Origin of the sequence: Corallococcus praedator (genome assembly GCF_003612125.1) — a bacterium.
Lineage (GTDB): Bacteria > Myxococcota > Myxococcia > Myxococcales > Myxococcaceae > Corallococcus > Corallococcus praedator.
On record NZ_RAWI01000240.1, the window covers coordinates 1 to 14,413 of the forward strand.

Annotated in this window: 16 protein-coding genes; 6 read left to right on the forward strand and 10 right to left on the reverse strand. The window is 69.0% G+C overall.

Annotation, left to right across the window (positions count from 1 at the left end):
* The coding region (locus tag D7Y13_RS26600; protein WP_120630804.1) for a periplasmic heavy metal sensor at positions 1-528 on the reverse strand (528 nt) is incomplete at its 3' end.
* Between the two features lie 357 nt (positions 529-885).
* On the opposite strand from D7Y13_RS26600, the gene D7Y13_RS26605 reads away from it, so the two are divergent.
* Positions 886-1,089 (forward strand): cold-shock protein, encoded by a 204-nt coding sequence (locus tag D7Y13_RS26605; RefSeq protein ID WP_120531653.1) that lies wholly within the window; start codon positions 886-888, stop codon positions 1,087-1,089.
* A gap of 190 nt (positions 1,090-1,279) precedes the next feature.
* A complete protein-coding gene (locus D7Y13_RS26610) occupies positions 1,280-1,648 on the forward strand; it encodes a cupin domain-containing protein (RefSeq protein WP_120531652.1) in 369 nt (122 codons plus the stop codon).
* A 65-nt stretch (positions 1,649-1,713) separates the two neighbouring features.
* On the opposite strand, the gene D7Y13_RS26615 is transcribed toward D7Y13_RS26610, so the two are convergent.
* From D7Y13_RS26615 to D7Y13_RS26625, 3 genes are all read right to left on the reverse strand, one after another.
* Entirely contained in the window at positions 1,714-2,901 is a 1,188-nt protein-coding gene (locus D7Y13_RS26615; protein WP_120584173.1) for an alpha/beta fold hydrolase, read from the reverse strand.
* Between the two features lie 2 nt (positions 2,902-2,903).
* A complete protein-coding gene (locus D7Y13_RS26620; protein WP_120531650.1) occupies positions 2,904-4,565 on the reverse strand; it encodes a hypothetical protein in 1,662 nt (553 codons plus the stop codon).
* 144 nt (positions 4,566-4,709) lie between these two features.
* On the reverse strand, positions 4,710-5,327 hold the full coding sequence (locus tag D7Y13_RS26625) for a hypothetical protein (RefSeq protein ID WP_120584172.1): 618 nt from the start codon (positions 5,325-5,327) through the stop codon (positions 4,710-4,712).
* Positions 5,328-5,695: 368 nt separating this feature from the next.
* On the opposite strand from D7Y13_RS26625, the gene D7Y13_RS26630 reads away from it, so the two are divergent.
* Positions 5,696-6,163, forward strand: coding sequence for a YciI family protein (locus D7Y13_RS26630; RefSeq protein ID WP_233595634.1), 468 nt, complete (start codon positions 5,696-5,698; stop codon positions 6,161-6,163).
* A gap of 119 nt (positions 6,164-6,282) precedes the next feature.
* Here D7Y13_RS26630 and D7Y13_RS26635 read toward each other — a convergent pair whose 3' ends face one another.
* Together D7Y13_RS26635 and D7Y13_RS26640 are read right to left on the reverse strand one after the other, a co-directional pair.
* A complete protein-coding gene (locus D7Y13_RS26635; protein ID WP_120584171.1) occupies positions 6,283-7,578 on the reverse strand; it encodes a M48 family metalloprotease in 1,296 nt (431 codons plus the stop codon).
* A gap of 37 nt (positions 7,579-7,615) precedes the next feature.
* The gene (locus tag D7Y13_RS26640) at positions 7,616-8,041 is read right to left on the reverse strand and encodes a DoxX family protein (RefSeq protein ID WP_120584170.1); all 426 of its coding nucleotides are present in this window, start codon (positions 8,039-8,041) and stop codon (positions 7,616-7,618) included.
* 122 nt (positions 8,042-8,163) lie between these two features.
* On the opposite strand from D7Y13_RS26640, the gene D7Y13_RS26645 reads away from it, so the two are divergent.
* Positions 8,164-8,529: a winged helix-turn-helix transcriptional regulator gene (locus D7Y13_RS26645; RefSeq protein WP_120531646.1), complete on the forward strand. Its 366-nt coding sequence runs from the start codon at positions 8,164-8,166 to the stop codon at positions 8,527-8,529.
* 40 nt (positions 8,530-8,569) lie between these two features.
* Here D7Y13_RS26645 and D7Y13_RS26650 read toward each other — a convergent pair whose 3' ends face one another.
* Positions 8,570-9,166 carry a glutathione S-transferase family protein gene (locus D7Y13_RS26650; RefSeq protein ID WP_120531645.1) on the reverse strand — a complete coding sequence of 199 codons (597 nt, stop codon included), beginning with the start codon at positions 9,164-9,166 and terminating at the stop codon, positions 8,570-8,572.
* A gap of 106 nt (positions 9,167-9,272) precedes the next feature.
* Here D7Y13_RS26650 and D7Y13_RS26655 point away from each other — a divergent pair, with 106 nt between their 5' ends.
* On the forward strand, positions 9,273-10,172 hold the full coding sequence (locus tag D7Y13_RS26655; protein ID WP_120531644.1) for a LysR family transcriptional regulator: 900 nt from the start codon (positions 9,273-9,275) through the stop codon (positions 10,170-10,172).
* An 18-nt stretch (positions 10,173-10,190) separates the two neighbouring features.
* On the opposite strand, the gene D7Y13_RS26660 is transcribed toward D7Y13_RS26655, so the two are convergent.
* Positions 10,191-11,129 carry a hypothetical protein gene (locus D7Y13_RS26660; RefSeq protein WP_233595633.1) on the reverse strand — a complete coding sequence of 313 codons (939 nt, stop codon included), beginning with the start codon at positions 11,127-11,129 and terminating at the stop codon, positions 10,191-10,193.
* A gap of 340 nt (positions 11,130-11,469) precedes the next feature.
* Between D7Y13_RS26660 and D7Y13_RS26665 the strand changes: the two genes are divergently transcribed.
* The gene (locus D7Y13_RS26665; RefSeq protein ID WP_120584168.1) at positions 11,470-12,375 is read left to right on the forward strand and encodes a LysR family transcriptional regulator; all 906 of its coding nucleotides are present in this window, start codon (positions 11,470-11,472) and stop codon (positions 12,373-12,375) included.
* A 28-nt stretch (positions 12,376-12,403) separates the two neighbouring features.
* Here the strand turns inward: D7Y13_RS26665 and D7Y13_RS26670 are convergent, their stop codons facing one another.
* Positions 12,404-13,600 (reverse strand): sensor histidine kinase, encoded by a 1,197-nt coding sequence (locus D7Y13_RS26670; protein ID WP_233595632.1) that lies wholly within the window; start codon positions 13,598-13,600, stop codon positions 12,404-12,406.
* Positions 13,593-14,270: a response regulator transcription factor gene (locus tag D7Y13_RS26675; protein WP_120584166.1), complete on the reverse strand. Its 678-nt coding sequence runs from the start codon at positions 14,268-14,270 to the stop codon at positions 13,593-13,595. The genes D7Y13_RS26670 and D7Y13_RS26675 overlap by 8 nt, the downstream gene beginning before the upstream one ends.
* Between the last annotated feature and the right edge of the window lie 143 nt (positions 14,271-14,413).

Genomic DNA, 14,413 nt, shown 5'->3' on the forward strand with positions numbered 1-14,413 from the left:
GGTCTGAGCCCGCCTCCCTCCCCTTCCCCTTCCTGGAGATCCACCATGAGACACCGCTTGCTCGTCGTCCTTCTCGCCGCGCCAGCCGTAGCTCCAGCCGTGCTCGATGATGTCCGCGAGCTCCCGGCGCTGATCAGGCTCCAGCGCTTCGTGCACCTGGGACAGGCCGTCCTTCACGGCGTTGCGCAGCGTCTCCAGCGCGACGTCATGGCGGCTGAACAGCTCGCGCAGCATCGCGCCGTCGAAGTGCTCCCCTCGGAGCGAACCCGCGACCGCCGTGCGGCTGGGGCCCCACTGGTCCTTCACCTTGGCGAAGGCCTCGCGCGCATCCTCCACCGCCTTCACGATGACCTTCTCCTGGCCGGGCGACGTCTCCAGCCGCTCGAAGAGCCAGCGCAGCCGGGGCCGCGCGCTCCAGCGGCCCCCGTGGCCGTAGGCGTAGTGGCCGTGGCGGTGGCCGTGGCGGCCCCGGCGCAGGGTGACGAAGAGACCGGCGAGGCAGGCGGTACCGAAAACGAATCCGAACATGTGTGCGGCTCCTGGAAGCAGGCGGGGGGCCGCTCATGCGGTCCCGCGCCCTGTCTGACGGAGCACAAGGTAGAAGGCGGGTGTGAAGCCCACGCCCGGGCACGGTGAAGAAGTATGAAGGCGGGGCCGGAGCCCGATGGGAATGTCCCGGGCGCACTGGCATGTTCAATCGCCGGGACTCATCCACCTCCGGTTTGTCGGATGATGGACGCCTGCTCGCACGATTCCTTCCTCTGGAGTGGTGTTCGCGCGGGAAGCAGGTAGAGTACCCGGCGTGCCGCAGCGATGTGCGTTTCGGTACGGGTGGCTGGCGCGAGCCGGTCACAGCTCAAAGCAGAGAAAGAGAAGAGACTCACAATGGCATTCGGTACTGTGAAGTGGTTCAACGACGCGAAGGGTTTCGGCTTCATCGCGCAGGACAATGGCGAAGACGTTTTCTGCCATCACACCGCCATCAACATGGATGGCTTCCGCACTCTGGCCGAGGGCCAGAAGGTGGAGTTCGAAGTCACCAAGGGCCCCAAGGGCCTTCAGGCGCAGAACGTCCGCGCCGCGAGCTGAGCGAAGCCCCGACTCTCCGCGACCGGTGAGTCACCGAAGCCCAGTCTCCTCAAGGGAGGCTGGGCTTTCGTCTTTTCGGACGCAGGGCAGGCAGGCAGCCTGCGCGATGCGGTCCGCCAATGGCCGGGGTCTTCCCTACCTTCTCTTCCAGGAGCGCGGCGCCGGACGCCGCCCTCAAGGAGAGGCGAACATGGGCGACACCAGCGTGAAGAAGGTCGAAAGCCGCCATTCCCCCAAGGGGGAGATGGGCCAGAAGTACCTGGCCTCCGGCGTCCGCGTGGCCATGCGGCTGTGGGAGGACGAACCGCCCGCCGAGGCCAAGCCCGCCAGCACCCGCGACTACGAGACCGTGGGCTACGTGCTCAAGGGCCGCGCGGAGCTGCACCTGGAGGGGCAGACCATCCTGCTCAACCCCGGAGACTCGTGGCTGGTGCCGCGTGGCTCCAGCCACACGTACAAGATCCTGGAGACCTTCTCCGCCGTGGAGGCGACCAGCCCCTCGTCCGCCGCGCACGGTCGCGACGAACACGAGGCCGCGAAGAAGCCCGCCAAGGCCTGAGGGGGCGCAGGAGGCGTCGTCCCTGCTCCTGCAGGACGTGGCCCCGTCCTCCAGGAGCATTTGGCTCACGAGCCGTGAGGCAGCACGGTCGCGGGAGGCCCCTGCCGGTCCGGCGTCGCGGGAGGGACCGTGTCCACGGGGCCGGGCACCTGCGGTGGAGACGGCGGCGTCTTCGGGGCGACCTCCGGTGCCACCGACGGCGGCGGCGCCACGGTGCCCGACGCCGGCACGCTTTCAAGAAACGCCTTCAGCGCGGCGTTGAAGGGCTCCGGGCAGTCGAGCTGCACGGTATGGCCGCACCCTTCCAGGCCCACGAGCTTCGAGCCCGCGATGTGCGCGTGGCCGTACTCGAAGATGTCTCGCGGGAAGCCGCCGTGCATGAACGGGTTGGGAATCAGGCGGTCCGACTCACCGAAGATGATGACGGTGGGGACGCGGATGCGGTGGAGGTTGTCGCGCACGAAGTCGTCGTGGGCGAGCCCCGTCACCGAGCGCACGTTGGCGTAGGCATACGCGTCGAACTCGGGCGACTTCGCCAGCCGCACGCGCTCCTCGATGAGCCACTCCAGCTCCGGCCGCCAATTCTGGAAGTTGGCCTGCCGCACGCTGCCCCAGACGCCGTACTCCGGCGCGGATTTGATCAGCTCCGTGCTCATCACCCGCGTGAACCAAGCCTTCTCCTTCGGGGAGAACTTCTCGAAGCCCGCGGGCGACACCAGCACCACCGCTGCGGGCTCGCTCGGGTAGCGGATGGCGTACGACAGCGCCGTCTGTCCGCCCATGGAGTGGCCGACGAGGATGGGGTGCTCGACGCCCAGCCCCTGCGTCAGCTCGCGCACCGCGTCGGCCATGGCCTCCATGGTGTACGGGAAGGAGCCCGGCTTGTCGGACTTGCCGTAGCCCGGCAGATCCACCGCGACGACGTGGTAGCCGGCGCGGCTGAGCGTGTCGATCTGCGCCTGCCAGAACTTCAGGTAGCTGCCCAACCCATGGATGAGGACCACCGTGCGCGCACCGGGCGCGGCGGGCAGCTCCACGAAGGCCATCTCCGGCACGCGCGTCAGGCCGTAGGTGGCGGCCGTCTTCGGCAGGGCCATGCGCTTGAGCGGCCAGGGCGTCCTGGCCTCGGCGGATGTGTAGTCCAGGTCCTGGAAGGCCAGGGGCGGCGCGCTCGCATAGGAACGAACGCAGCCGGAGGAGGAGGCGAGCCCCGCCGCGAGCAGCAGGGCCTTGAGGGCGCGGGAGGTGCTCATGGTCAGAACGCGTACCAGGTGAAGGTGGTGAAGGCGGCGAAGGGGTTGCCCTTCACCGTCGTGGAACCGTCGTAGAAGCTGCCGCGGAACAGGTAGCCGGCGTGCACGCCCACCGTCATGAGGTAGCGGATGGTGTAGCGCACCTCCGCGTTCACCTCGGCGCCAATGAAGCGTCCCCGCCGCACGGCCGGATCCCAGCGCGGCGGCGTGGCCCCCGCGTTGGCAAGCCCCGTGGCCAGCTTGAGGTTGAGCTTGTTGGGAACGATGTCCCACGCCGCGCTCGCGATGCCGGTGCGCAGGCCGTAGCCCTGGTTGGAGATGTCCGTCACCGCGCCCGTGTAGTTGTTCACGGTGCTGGTGAAGGGGAACAGCAGCAGCATCTTGTGGTCGAACCACACGGAGCCCGGCAGGCCGTACTGGTTGAGGGTGAAGGCGCCGGTGTAGCGGTCGTCATCCAGGTTGCTGTCGCCGGTGGTGAACATCCCCTCCAGCGTCACCAGGTCCGACGGCCCACGGCCCCACTGGTAGAGCACCTCCAGGTTGGCGGACAGGCCGGAGATGTCGACCTTCTTGTTGAACGTGGTGTCCGCGCGGTCGCTCGTGTAGCTGCCGCCGTTGTACATGACGAAGCCGGAGGCCCCGAGCCGACCGGTGCGGAAGTCGATGTTGTGGTGGAAGTTGGCGCCCAGCCAGAAGACGTTGCCGGTGGGCCGCTCGATGTTGAAGCGCGGCGTGCCCACGAACGGGCTGAGCCCCGACGAGGACGGACCGCTCTTCACGATGCCCTCGAAGGCATACGCGTCGCCCTTGGTGTCGTCGCGCAGGTACCACGCGGACAGGCCCACGTTCGTCCCGGGCTGCACCGGATACGCGTAGTCCGCCGTGAGCAGGTAGACGAACTTCAGGCGGGGGTCATCCTTCGTCGCCTTGTCCGCCTGCGCGCTGCCCAGCGGCAGCAGGCTCAGCTTGGACAGCCCCTTGTAGTTGCTGAAGAGCGTCAGGCCGGTGGCGTCGCTGCCCAGGAACGCCAGCTTGTAGCCCGTGCGGATGATGTCGTTGAGCGGCGTGCGCGTCGGGTCGAAGATGGAGTCGTAGACGGGCTGCGTGCCGATGAGCAGCGTGAGCCGCGCGGGGTTGCGCGTGGGGTAGAGCGCGACGTTGATGTTCTTCGTCTGGATGTTGACCTGGTCGGCGTTGAAGCCGCCGCCCTCGTTCTGCTGCGAGGCATTGGCGGCGCGTCCCCAGAGGTAGTCCACCTCGAACTGGGCGCGGAAGGACGCCAGCCCGTCCACGAAGGAGGGGCTGTACTCCAGGACGGGAATCCAGCGCTGCTCGACGTAGAACGCGGAACGCCCCGGCTCCACCCGGACGGAGCTGCCGGACAGCGAGCCGATGGGCCCCAGCGACACGCCCTTGAGGCCCGCGGGGTCGCCCACGCTGTTCGTCAGCGACAGCCGGGTGAAGAAGTAGTTGATGAGGATGAACTCGCGCGGCTTCGCATCCTCCTCGCGGTCCTTCTCGTCGAACCAGTCGCCGTAATAGAGCCCCGGCACCGTCGTGGTCTGCGCCGCCGCGGGCAGCGACAGCCCGGCCAGACCGAGCGCGAGCATCGCCGCTCCCCGGCGCATCACCTTGCCTGCCTCACCCAACCACCCTCCCGTCATACGCACCTCGACCCCTCGCGCGGGGCACACCCGGACCCGGATGCGGGCCGTTCAGCTGGATTGCCGGAAAGGGCCAGGGAGCATCGCCACCCTGGCCCCAGGGACGGGCGGCGGGCGCGGCTCGCGCCCACCGTCACCGTGCGACTAGCCGCTGATCTCGTAGACCTGCACCGCGTTGCCGGTGAAGGGCTGGCCGGAAGCGCTGACCGTCTTGGCCCCCACCGCGCCGTCGGCGCAGTGCCAGCCCGTGGCCTTGGCCTCGAAGTACAGCTCCATGGAGAGCTTCTTCGTGTCCTCGGAGAACCTCGCGCGGCCCTCCTGCTTGAAGCTGCCGTAGTCGACGAGGACCTCGAAGCAGCTCCCGTCCGCCGCGATGTTGCTCAGGGTGACGGCCTTGGAGTCGAACACCAGCGCGTTCTGCGCCGCGGCATGGTCACAGGTGCTGCCGGGCTGGCCGACACCGGAGGATTCGCGAATGGTGCCGGGGACGCTGTTCACGTGGAAGTTGTTGCCACCCACGCCGATGGTGACCTTCTGGAAGCACTGGCTGGCCGAGCCCCAGTTGATGTCCTCGTCCAGCGACAGCGGGTGGCTGGGGATGTTGTCCCCCTCCATCACGAGCGTCTTGCCCTCGAGGAACGCGAGGATGTTCGACTGGCTGTCCAGCTTGGGCTGGGTGACCGGCGGATCCGTCGTGTCGTCCCCGCAACCGGAGAGCCCCAGCGTGCACAGCATCATCGCGGACAAAAGCGTCTTCTTCATGTGAGTGCTCCTCTTCGCTTCCGGCGACAGCGCCGGGACGACGACAGGACAAAGCTTCGGACTCAGTGCATCTCGGGCGCGGGAGGGCGCGGAGGCCCTGCGAACCCTTCACGGATCAGCGTCAGGGCGGTGTCGAGCAGCGGCTCCAGGCCGGCTCCGCCGCCCACATGACCCGGCGCATCCCCAGGCAAGATGAAAGCCGATTCATGTTTCAGCTACCGGTAGCACCCGCCTGACAGCCTTGTCAAAAGACAGACGATGGCTTCGCGCGTCAAAGAGCAGCATCAACGCAGGGCGTCAGCACGCTGCGCACCCCAAGGAGGTCCCGCACGGCCGGCGGGTGGCGCGAGGGGGACCTCTCCCCTAGCGTGGCCCGCACCTTGACCTTTACCTCCGCGCTGCTGCTGCTCGCCCTGTCCTCCACCCCTGCCGCGCCGAGCGCGTCGGCCACGAAGCCCGGGGCCCCGGCCGAGAAGAAGTTCGAGTTCGAGAAGCACTACCTCGTCCTGCTCAAGCGCGCGCCCAACGCCCCCAAGACGGAGCCCGCCGCCCTCCAGAAGCTGCAGGAGGAGCACCTCGCGCACCTCACTCGCATGGGGGAGAGCGGAAAGATGGTCCTCGCGGGCCCCTTCGACGAGCAGGACGACGTGGGCATGCGCGGCGCGTGCATCTACCGCACGGAAACGAAGCAGGAGGCGCGGCAGCTCGCCGAGCAGGACCCGATGGTGAAGGCGGGCCGGCTGCAGGTGGAGGTGCTCGCCTGGTACACCGAGAAGGGCTACCTCGCCTTCCCGAAGGCGCCGCCCGCGGACGCGCCGAAGCCCACGGGGAAGTAGCGTCCGGGCTGTGAGCCGGTGCGGTGTGGAAACCCCGCCGCCCTCTTCATGCACCCGCCATCCCACGACGAGCCAGGGCCGCGGGGCCGTGGAGAATCGAGCGGCGCTGCACCCGCGGCTCAGCGCGTGCGGCCGCGGCCCGCGCTCAAGGGCTCGAATTCCGCCTCGTCTCGGTGCGGGAGCGACTCGCTCCGCCACGAGCGCTCCACGTCGAGCTCAAGCCCGCTGGGCTCGGGGGCCGAGTCCGGGCGCTCCGGCGAGGGGGCCAGGTCCGGGCGATCCGGTAGCGCAATCGCAGCGTGCCTGCGCGGCTCAGCCTCCCGCGTCGCGCTGACGCCAAGCGCGAGCAGCCAGTGACGCGTGAGACGCTCGTCGAGCGCGGCGGCTCCGAGCGCTTCGTAGGCCGGGCGCGCATCCGTGACGGGGCGGGAGGGCAGGCCCGAGAGCGCCGCGATGCGCAGCGCCGTCGGCGGATGGGTGAGGCCGCCCAACTCCAGCGGGTCTCCCTCGTTCTTCACCGCGAGCTGTCTGCGCGCCGCTGGCGGAAGCGCGGCAGCGAGCGCCGACGCGGCCTCGCACAGGCGCGGCGTCGGTTCTGCGTGCGCCCGCCGCAGCGCCTCGTTCAGGGCGAGCTCGTACGCGGGCGCCCCGTCCCGCACCGCACGCAGCGCCGCGATTGCATGGTTCGCGCCCACCACCTGGGCGGAGATGCGGTCTGCCTGGAACTCGCGCTCCCGCGACCACGGGTAGTACACGGCCGACAGCACCTCGAAGGCCACCCAGCTTCCCCAGCGCGCGGGGTTCCAGGCGCCGAAGCGCAGCTGGGCGTCGAGGACCATCCGCATGCAGTGGTGCACCCAGCGTCCGATGCGCGGGTGGCCCGCGCGCGCGTGCCCGAGTTCATGCGCGAGCGCCGCGGCGAGCTGATCCATCGACAGTTGCTGCAACAGCCCGAGTCCCACGTAGAGCACCCGCTCCGTGCGCTTGCCTGCTCGCACCACGGCGATGCCCAGGGTGGTGTCCGGGCTCAGCTCGAAGGCGTCCACGGGCGCGGTGCCCGTCGCCGTCGCCGCCTGCTGTTGCAGCCGATGCAGCGCGAGGAACTGCGCGGGCTTCAGCCGCACCGAGAGGGCGGGCAGGGGACTGTCCGCGAGCTGCCGCTCCTCCTGCTCGCGCAGGGGCGAAAGCACGCAGCGGGCGAACACGCCCAGGTACTGCCACGAGGCGCCCATGCCCTTGAGCCCCGCGAGCATCGCGCGGGCCGCGAGCAAGGGCCGCATCGAGGCCAACGCCGCCGCCCCTATTCCGAACAGCGCGAGCGGCAGGAGCAGCGAGAGCGCCACCGAGGCGAGCGCGGTGAGCCCGAAGGTGAGGACGCCGAGCAGGGCGAGCAGTGGGAAGAGGAGGCGTCGCACGGGATGCACATTCGTAGCATCCGCTTCCCCCTTCCCGTCAAACCCGAGGCGGGATGGGGGCCCGGTAGCGTCGTCCCCAGAAGACGAAGAGCGACAGCGCGACGAGCAGGAAGTTGAACGGGGTATTCGCGGCCTCGCCACGCGAGACGTGGAAGACGATGGCGCTGAGCTGGAGCGCCGTGCAGCCCAGCGCGGCGAGGACGGTCAATGCCGGTTTGATCCGCGTGAGCGAGGGCAGGACGATGCCCAGCCCGCCGCAGAGATCGATCACCGCCGTCGCTTGCAGGAACGCTTCCGGAACCTGTCCTGCCCACGGGATCATCGCGGCGAGCTGTGAGACCGGGGTCAGGAGCTTCCAGAGGCCGGTCCCGACGAAGAGGAGTCCCAGCAGCGCCTGGACGACCCACAGGCTGACGGGAAGGGCTTTGGACGGCGTCGCGCTGCCGGCGATCGCAGGGGTCATGGCGTTCCTCTGGACTTGTTGGTTACCGTCGTGTGCCTGGTTACGAAAAGTGACCTTGGGTATCTCGCATACCGCGAGGACGCCGGGAAGGAGGCACATTGAAGTCACTAGGGAACGGGAAGATGACCAAACGCTTCGACGACGATTGTGTCGCGACGCGTGAGATCCTCAGCCTGGTCGGGGACAAGTGGAGCGTGATGGTCATCGTGAACCTCGGCGAAGGCACGCTGCGCTTCAGCGACCTCAAGCGAGCCATCGAAGGCATCTCGCAGCGCATGCTGACCCTCGCGCTGCGCGGCCTGGAGCGGGATGGGCTCGTGACGCGGACCGTCTACCCGACGAGTCCGCCGCGAGTGGACTACGACCTCACGCGGCTCGGACGAACGCTGCTGGAGCCGGTGTCCGCGCTCGCGTTCTGGGCGCAAAGCCACCGGCCGGAGATTGAACGCGCCCGCGAAGCCTTCCAACGCGCCGCCAAATCGAAGTGAACGTGCGTAGGAAGTGCGTGCCACTGACAAGCAGGCACATTCACCCCGCGACGGCTCGCCTCGTGGCGGGGCGCTTCGTGTGGCGCATGACGTAGTCGATGAGCCGTGGGTGCTTCTCAAGCAGCCTCAGCGTGTGCGCCAGGTGAAGGATCGACGCCAGGGTCAGGTCGGCGGCGGTGAAGGCGTTGCCCACGGCGAACTCCCTGCCTCCGAGCCGGGTGTCGATGACCGTGAGCACTTCGTCGAGCCGGGCGTGCTGCCTTGCCAGGTTCGTCTTCTGCTCCGTGGGCAGCTGCGCATCGCGGTGGTGCTCCAGCACCGCGGGCTCGAGCGTCACCTCTGCGAAGAGGACCCACTGGAGGTAGGGGCCGCGCTCGGGCGAGCCCGGGGGCGGCGCCAGGTGCTTCTCCGGAAAGCGGTCGGCCAGATGGAGGTAGATCGCCGACGACTCGAAGAGCGTCACGTCCCCGTCCACCAGGACAGGGACTTCTCCGAAGGGGTGCAGCGCCAGGTAGGCCGGTGTTTTGTTCTCCTGCTTCGACAGGTCGAGCTTCAGCAGCTCGTAGGGCACTTCGAGTTCCTCGAGCAGCCAGCGGTGACGGGTCGCCCGGGTCCTGGGGGCGAAGTAGAGCTTCATGTGAGCACTCCTGGAGATGGGTCAGGCTGCGGCAACCCTGCGATCCGCGAGGCCTCCAGACAATGGGGCCCCGCACGAACTCTTTGTCAGGGTAGCCTTGACGGTCATGATCTCACCCGCCGACATGGTCCTCTTCGCGAGGGTTGTCCGAGAAGGCAGCTTCACCCGCGCGGCACGACAGCTTGGCATCACCAAGCAGACCGTCAGCGAGCGGATCAGCAAGCTGGAGGAGCAGCTGGGGGTGCGACTCCTGGAGCGGACGACGCGGCGGCTGCGGGTCACGGGCGCGGGAGCGACCTACTACGACCGCTGTGCCGCCATCGCCGCGCAGATCGACGAGGCCAACAGCGAGGCGCAGCAGCAGGAGGCGGAGCCGGTCGGCCTGTTGCGGGTGTCCTCGCCGATGCTCTACGGACGCCGCTACCTGGCGCCCGTCGTCTCTGAGTTCCTGGGCCGCTACCCCAAGGCGAGGGTCGAGCTGGTGCTGGCGGATCGACGCATCAACCTCATCGAGGAGGGGCTGGACGTCGCGATCCACATCGGGACGCTCGACGACTCGTCGCTCGTGGCGCGCAAGCTCGGAGAAGGGCCCATGTACCTGGTGGCGAGCCCCGGGTTCCTGGCGCAGTACGGGACGCCGAGCGCCCGCGAGCTTCGGGACGCACGCTGCATTGGATTCAGTGCGTTCGAGACGTGGAGCGTCGAGGGCGTGAAGTCGCGAATCGATCCGGTGTTGACCGTGAATGACCTGGAGGTGGCGTGCGATGCGGCGATCGCCGGGGTCGGCATCGCATGTGTTCCGACGCTCCTCTGCCAGGACGCGGTCCGTGAGGGCCGGCTCAAGGTCCTCTTCGGACCCAAGCCAGCGCTGTTGCGTTCCGTTCACGCCGTCTACCCGAGCCGGCTGAATCTTCCGACCAAGGTCCGGCTCTTCGTGGAGACACTGGCCACCCGGGTCGCGCCGATGTTGCCACTGCACGGAGCGGCGCGACGCAGGCGTTCGTGACGGGGGAATCACCCCGGCCTAGTGCGTGCCGCAGGCCAGACAGTCCGAGGAGCAACTGTCGTAGGTATTACCCGTGCCGCATGACTCGGTGAACTGACAGATGCCATCCCCGCACGTGTAGATGTCCTGGGGGCGCAGGTAGGTGGTGATGGGCACGTAGGACACGCCATTGACGACACAGCTCTTCCAGAAGGCGTTCGTCGCATCGCGGGTGCAGACGCTGGAGCATGGGCCCATGTGCACGATGGGAGGGCACTCCGTGTTCTCGCCCATCACCTTGGAGGACAACCCGCAGGCCCGAGCGGTGCTCTCCTTCTTCTTGAGGACGCGGTCGCTGCCAGCGAAGACCCCCTGGCCGGTGAACAGGTTGCCGAAGAAGCAGGCCTCTGGCTCTGTGTAGGCGGTGGTCTCGCTGGACGTCACGGAGAGGGCGGCTCCCGCCGAATCACGGCCCCGCACCGAGATGGAAACCGAAACGCCGAACTTGTTGACGTGCGCGGCGAGGCAGGCGGAGAGCCGCTGCTGCTCCGCCACGGTGGCGGGGCTTCCATTGGCCCAGTCCGTGGCCAGGCCCAGCCGGCCCGCCCAGGAATGGCTGGCGCCCGTGACGGGATTGGTCCAGGTGCGCGTCTGGCCGGAGGGCAGGGCGCAGGCAACGACATACTTCATCACCATGTCGGAGTATGCGACGGACTCATTGCCATTGAACCAGTTCACGAACGAAATGGCGGCCAGCCCATTCGTGGAGAGCCCATTCGTGGACAGGCCGTTTGTCGACAGTCCATTCGTGGACAGGCCGTTCGTGGACAACCCATTCGTGGACAGTCCGTTGGTCGCGAGGGTTTCCTGGGCGATCCAGCCTGGCTCCAGGGGAGGCGACTCGTCCGGCACGTCTCCGACGCAGCCTCCCGCACCCAGAAGCAGCCCCAGGCACACGCCAGCAACGACCCATTGCATGCACGACGTCTGTGCTTTCATTGAAGCCCCCCACATGACATCCAGTGGTCCAGGCCCGCGGCAGCCGCGGGCCTGGATTCACTGAAGCCTAGCGAGCACCGCTCCTGAAAACTTCCACCCTCACGTGAGGGGTTGAACTGACCTGACCCCGTGAGTCCAGCAAGTCGGGCTCTCCTTTCAATCCATTCCTGCCCTGGAAGTAGGGTCATGTTCGCGATGGGCCTTGAAGCCGCGCTTGAAGAGGGACTGCTGCTGGGACACCGTCGCTGAACGGGCACCGACGCTCAGGGCTCCATGAGCCTTCGGAGCGCGCCATCGGTGGCCCGCAAGGACGCTCTCCATGAAGACGACGCTCCTCCCACAGCTCCAGGTGTTCCTCGTGGTGGCGCGCCTGAAGAGCTTCAGCGCTGCGGCGCGCGAGCTCGGCGTCTCTCCGGCGGCGGTGAGCCAGTCGGTGCGCCAGCTCGAGAAGCAACTGCGCGTCGTGCTCTTCGCCCGCACCACGCGCAGCATGTCGCTCACGGATGCAGGGCGGCGGCTGTTGGAGGGCGCGGGGCCGGGCCTCGACCAGGCGCTCGCGAGCCTCACGGAGGTGGCGGCGCAGCCGGGCGAGGCGGTGGGGCGACTGAGGCTGACGGTGCCGGAAGTCGCGGTGCCCTTCGTCATCACCCCGGTCCTGCCTGCCTTCCGCGCACGCCACCCACGGGTAGAGGTGGAGGTCATCGCCGAGAACCGACTCGTGGACATCGTGGCGGAGGGCTACGACGCGGGCGTGCGCCTGCACGAGGCCCTTGAGCGCGACATGGTGCAGGTGCGCCTGACCGGCGGTTTCCGCTTCGTCGTGGTGGGCGCCCCCTCCTATTTCAAGCGACACGGCACGCCCCAGCGTCCCGAGGACCTGCTGCGCCACGAGTGCTTCACCATCCGCATGCCTTCGAGTGGCGGGCTCTACGCCTGGGAGCTGGAGCGCGGGCGCAGGAACTGGCGGGTGCCGGTGCGAGGCAGCGTGCTCACCAACGACCGCGAGCTGACGCTGGCCATGGTGGAGCAGGGCCTGGGGCTGGCGTATGCCTTCGAGCCGGCGGTGAAGGAGCGGTTGCGCACGGGGCGACTCGTGCGTGTGCTCGAGGAGTACGCGCCCACGGTGCCCGGTTTCTTCCTCTACTTCCCCAGCAGGGCACAGCGCTCGGGGCCGCTGAGCCTCTTCATCGAAGTGGCCCGGGAGCTTGCCGTGAAGACGGTGTGAGGCCAGCCCGCTGGCGCGTCTCCGCCGCTCAGGTCCAGCGCAGCTCGACCCGGGTGCCCTGCGGTTGCAGCGGGGTGAAGGTCACGCTCCAGCCCAGTCTCTGGGCCAGCCGCTGCACGAGCGACAGGCCCACACCGAAGCCCGCGTGCTCGGGCGCCACGTTGCCCAGGCCCTCGCCGCTGTCGCTGATGCTCCAGAGGCCGGGTGCCACGTGCACCCGCACGCTGCCCGTGCGCGTGTAGCCGAAGGCGTTCTTCACCAGGTTGCCGAGCAGCACGCGCGCTACCTCGGCGCTCACCGGTGCCTCCACGGGTCCCTCCGCTTCCACCACCACCGAGACGGCGGGCTGTCGCAATCCGTCGTAGAGCGCCACCACCTCGCGCGACACCGCCTTCAGCTCGCAGCGCTCGCCCGGATGTGGCGTGCGCGCGAGCCAGAGGATGCCTTCGGTGAGCAACCCCATCTGCAGCACCGCGCTGCGCAGGCGGGCGAAGGCCGCTGTGTCCTGGGGTGGTGCGCGCTCAAGCAGCTCCACGGCGCCCTGCGCGACGGCGAGCGGCGTGCGCAGCTCATGGCTCACGTCGCGGTTGAACTGTCGCTCGCGCTCCAGAAGGCGCTGGATGCGCGCGTCACGCTCGCGCAGCGCGTCCCGGAGCGTGCCCAGCTCCCGCACCGCGCCAGGGTCCTCCTCGGCCTCGGGTGCGTCCTCCCCGAGCGCCGCGACAAGCTGCTCGAGGGGCCGGCTCACGCGGCGGGCCACGACCACGGCGATGCCCGAGGCCGCGAGCAGCGACAGCGCCGCGCTCACCAACAGCAGCCAGGCGTTGCGACCCAGCTGGCCCGTGGTGCTGGTGAAGGTGTCCACCCGGAAGGCGACGTAGAGCGGCTCGCCCCCGTGTGCATCCGGACGCACGGCGACGTGGAAATGGCCCGCCCCGTCCGTGGCCACCTCGTACTCGCCGCGCGACAGGGAAGGGGGCAGTTTGCGCGCGAGCGCGGGCGGCAGGGCCGCATGCCCCCGGTGCACGCTCATCCCCACGGGCAGCCCGGGCGGCGCGGCGCGGCCGCCCGACTGTCGCTCGGCCTCCACCGCGACGAGCCGGTTGAAGATCGTGTCCTCCAGGTCGTAGCTGAAGAGGGTGAAGAAGCCGCCCATCAGCAGCAGCGCGAGCGCCGAGGACAGCAGCAACGCGCGGCGCAGGAGGACTCGAAGAGGCCTAGCCACGCGGTGGCTCCTCCAGCGCGTAGCCCTCGTGGCGCCGGGTGACGATGAGCTGTTCGAGCCCCAGCGCGCCCAGCGTGCGGCGCAGGCCATAGACGTGGGTGCGCAGGGTGCTGCCTTCCGGCGCTTCGTCGCCCCACAGTCGGTGGGCGAGGGTGGCGGCGGGCACCGCCGAGGGTGCCGCTTCCATCAACAGCCGCAGCAGCAGCGCCTCGGTGCGGTTGAGTCGCACGCGCTGCTCCCCACGCCGGGCCCATCCGCCCTCGGGCTCCAGCTCCAGCTCTCCGAAGAGGAGGCGCCGTCCGCTGGGCGGCACCGGGCGGCGTCCCAGCGCCTCCAGCCGCCAGCGCAGCTCGCGCAGGGAGAAGGGCTTCACCAGGTAGTCGTCCGCGCCCGCGGTGAAGCCTTCCTCCTTGTCGTCCAGCGAGTCGCGCGCGGTGAGCATCAACACGGGCACCAACCGTGGCGCGAGCTGGCGCAGGGCGCGGCACACCTCCAGCCCGTCCATGCCGGGCAGCGCCAGGTCCAGCACGATGGCGTCGTAGGTATTCGCCAGCGCGAGCGAGAGGCCCTCCGGCCCCGTGGAGGCGAAGTCGAGCGTGAAGTCCGGCGCAAGGAAGCTGGCCAGGTTGGCCTGCAGGTCCTGGTTGTCCTCGACGACGAGCACCCTCATGGAACGCCTCTTCCTGGTGCGCGCATCCTGCGCGAGGCCCGGTCAATTCTAGGTCAACTCGCGCCCGACCTGGGGCTGACGCCGCCCGGGGCAGGGTGGGGCCTTCCTGTCATCGGAGCCCTCCCATGAAGCCCTCCCTGCAC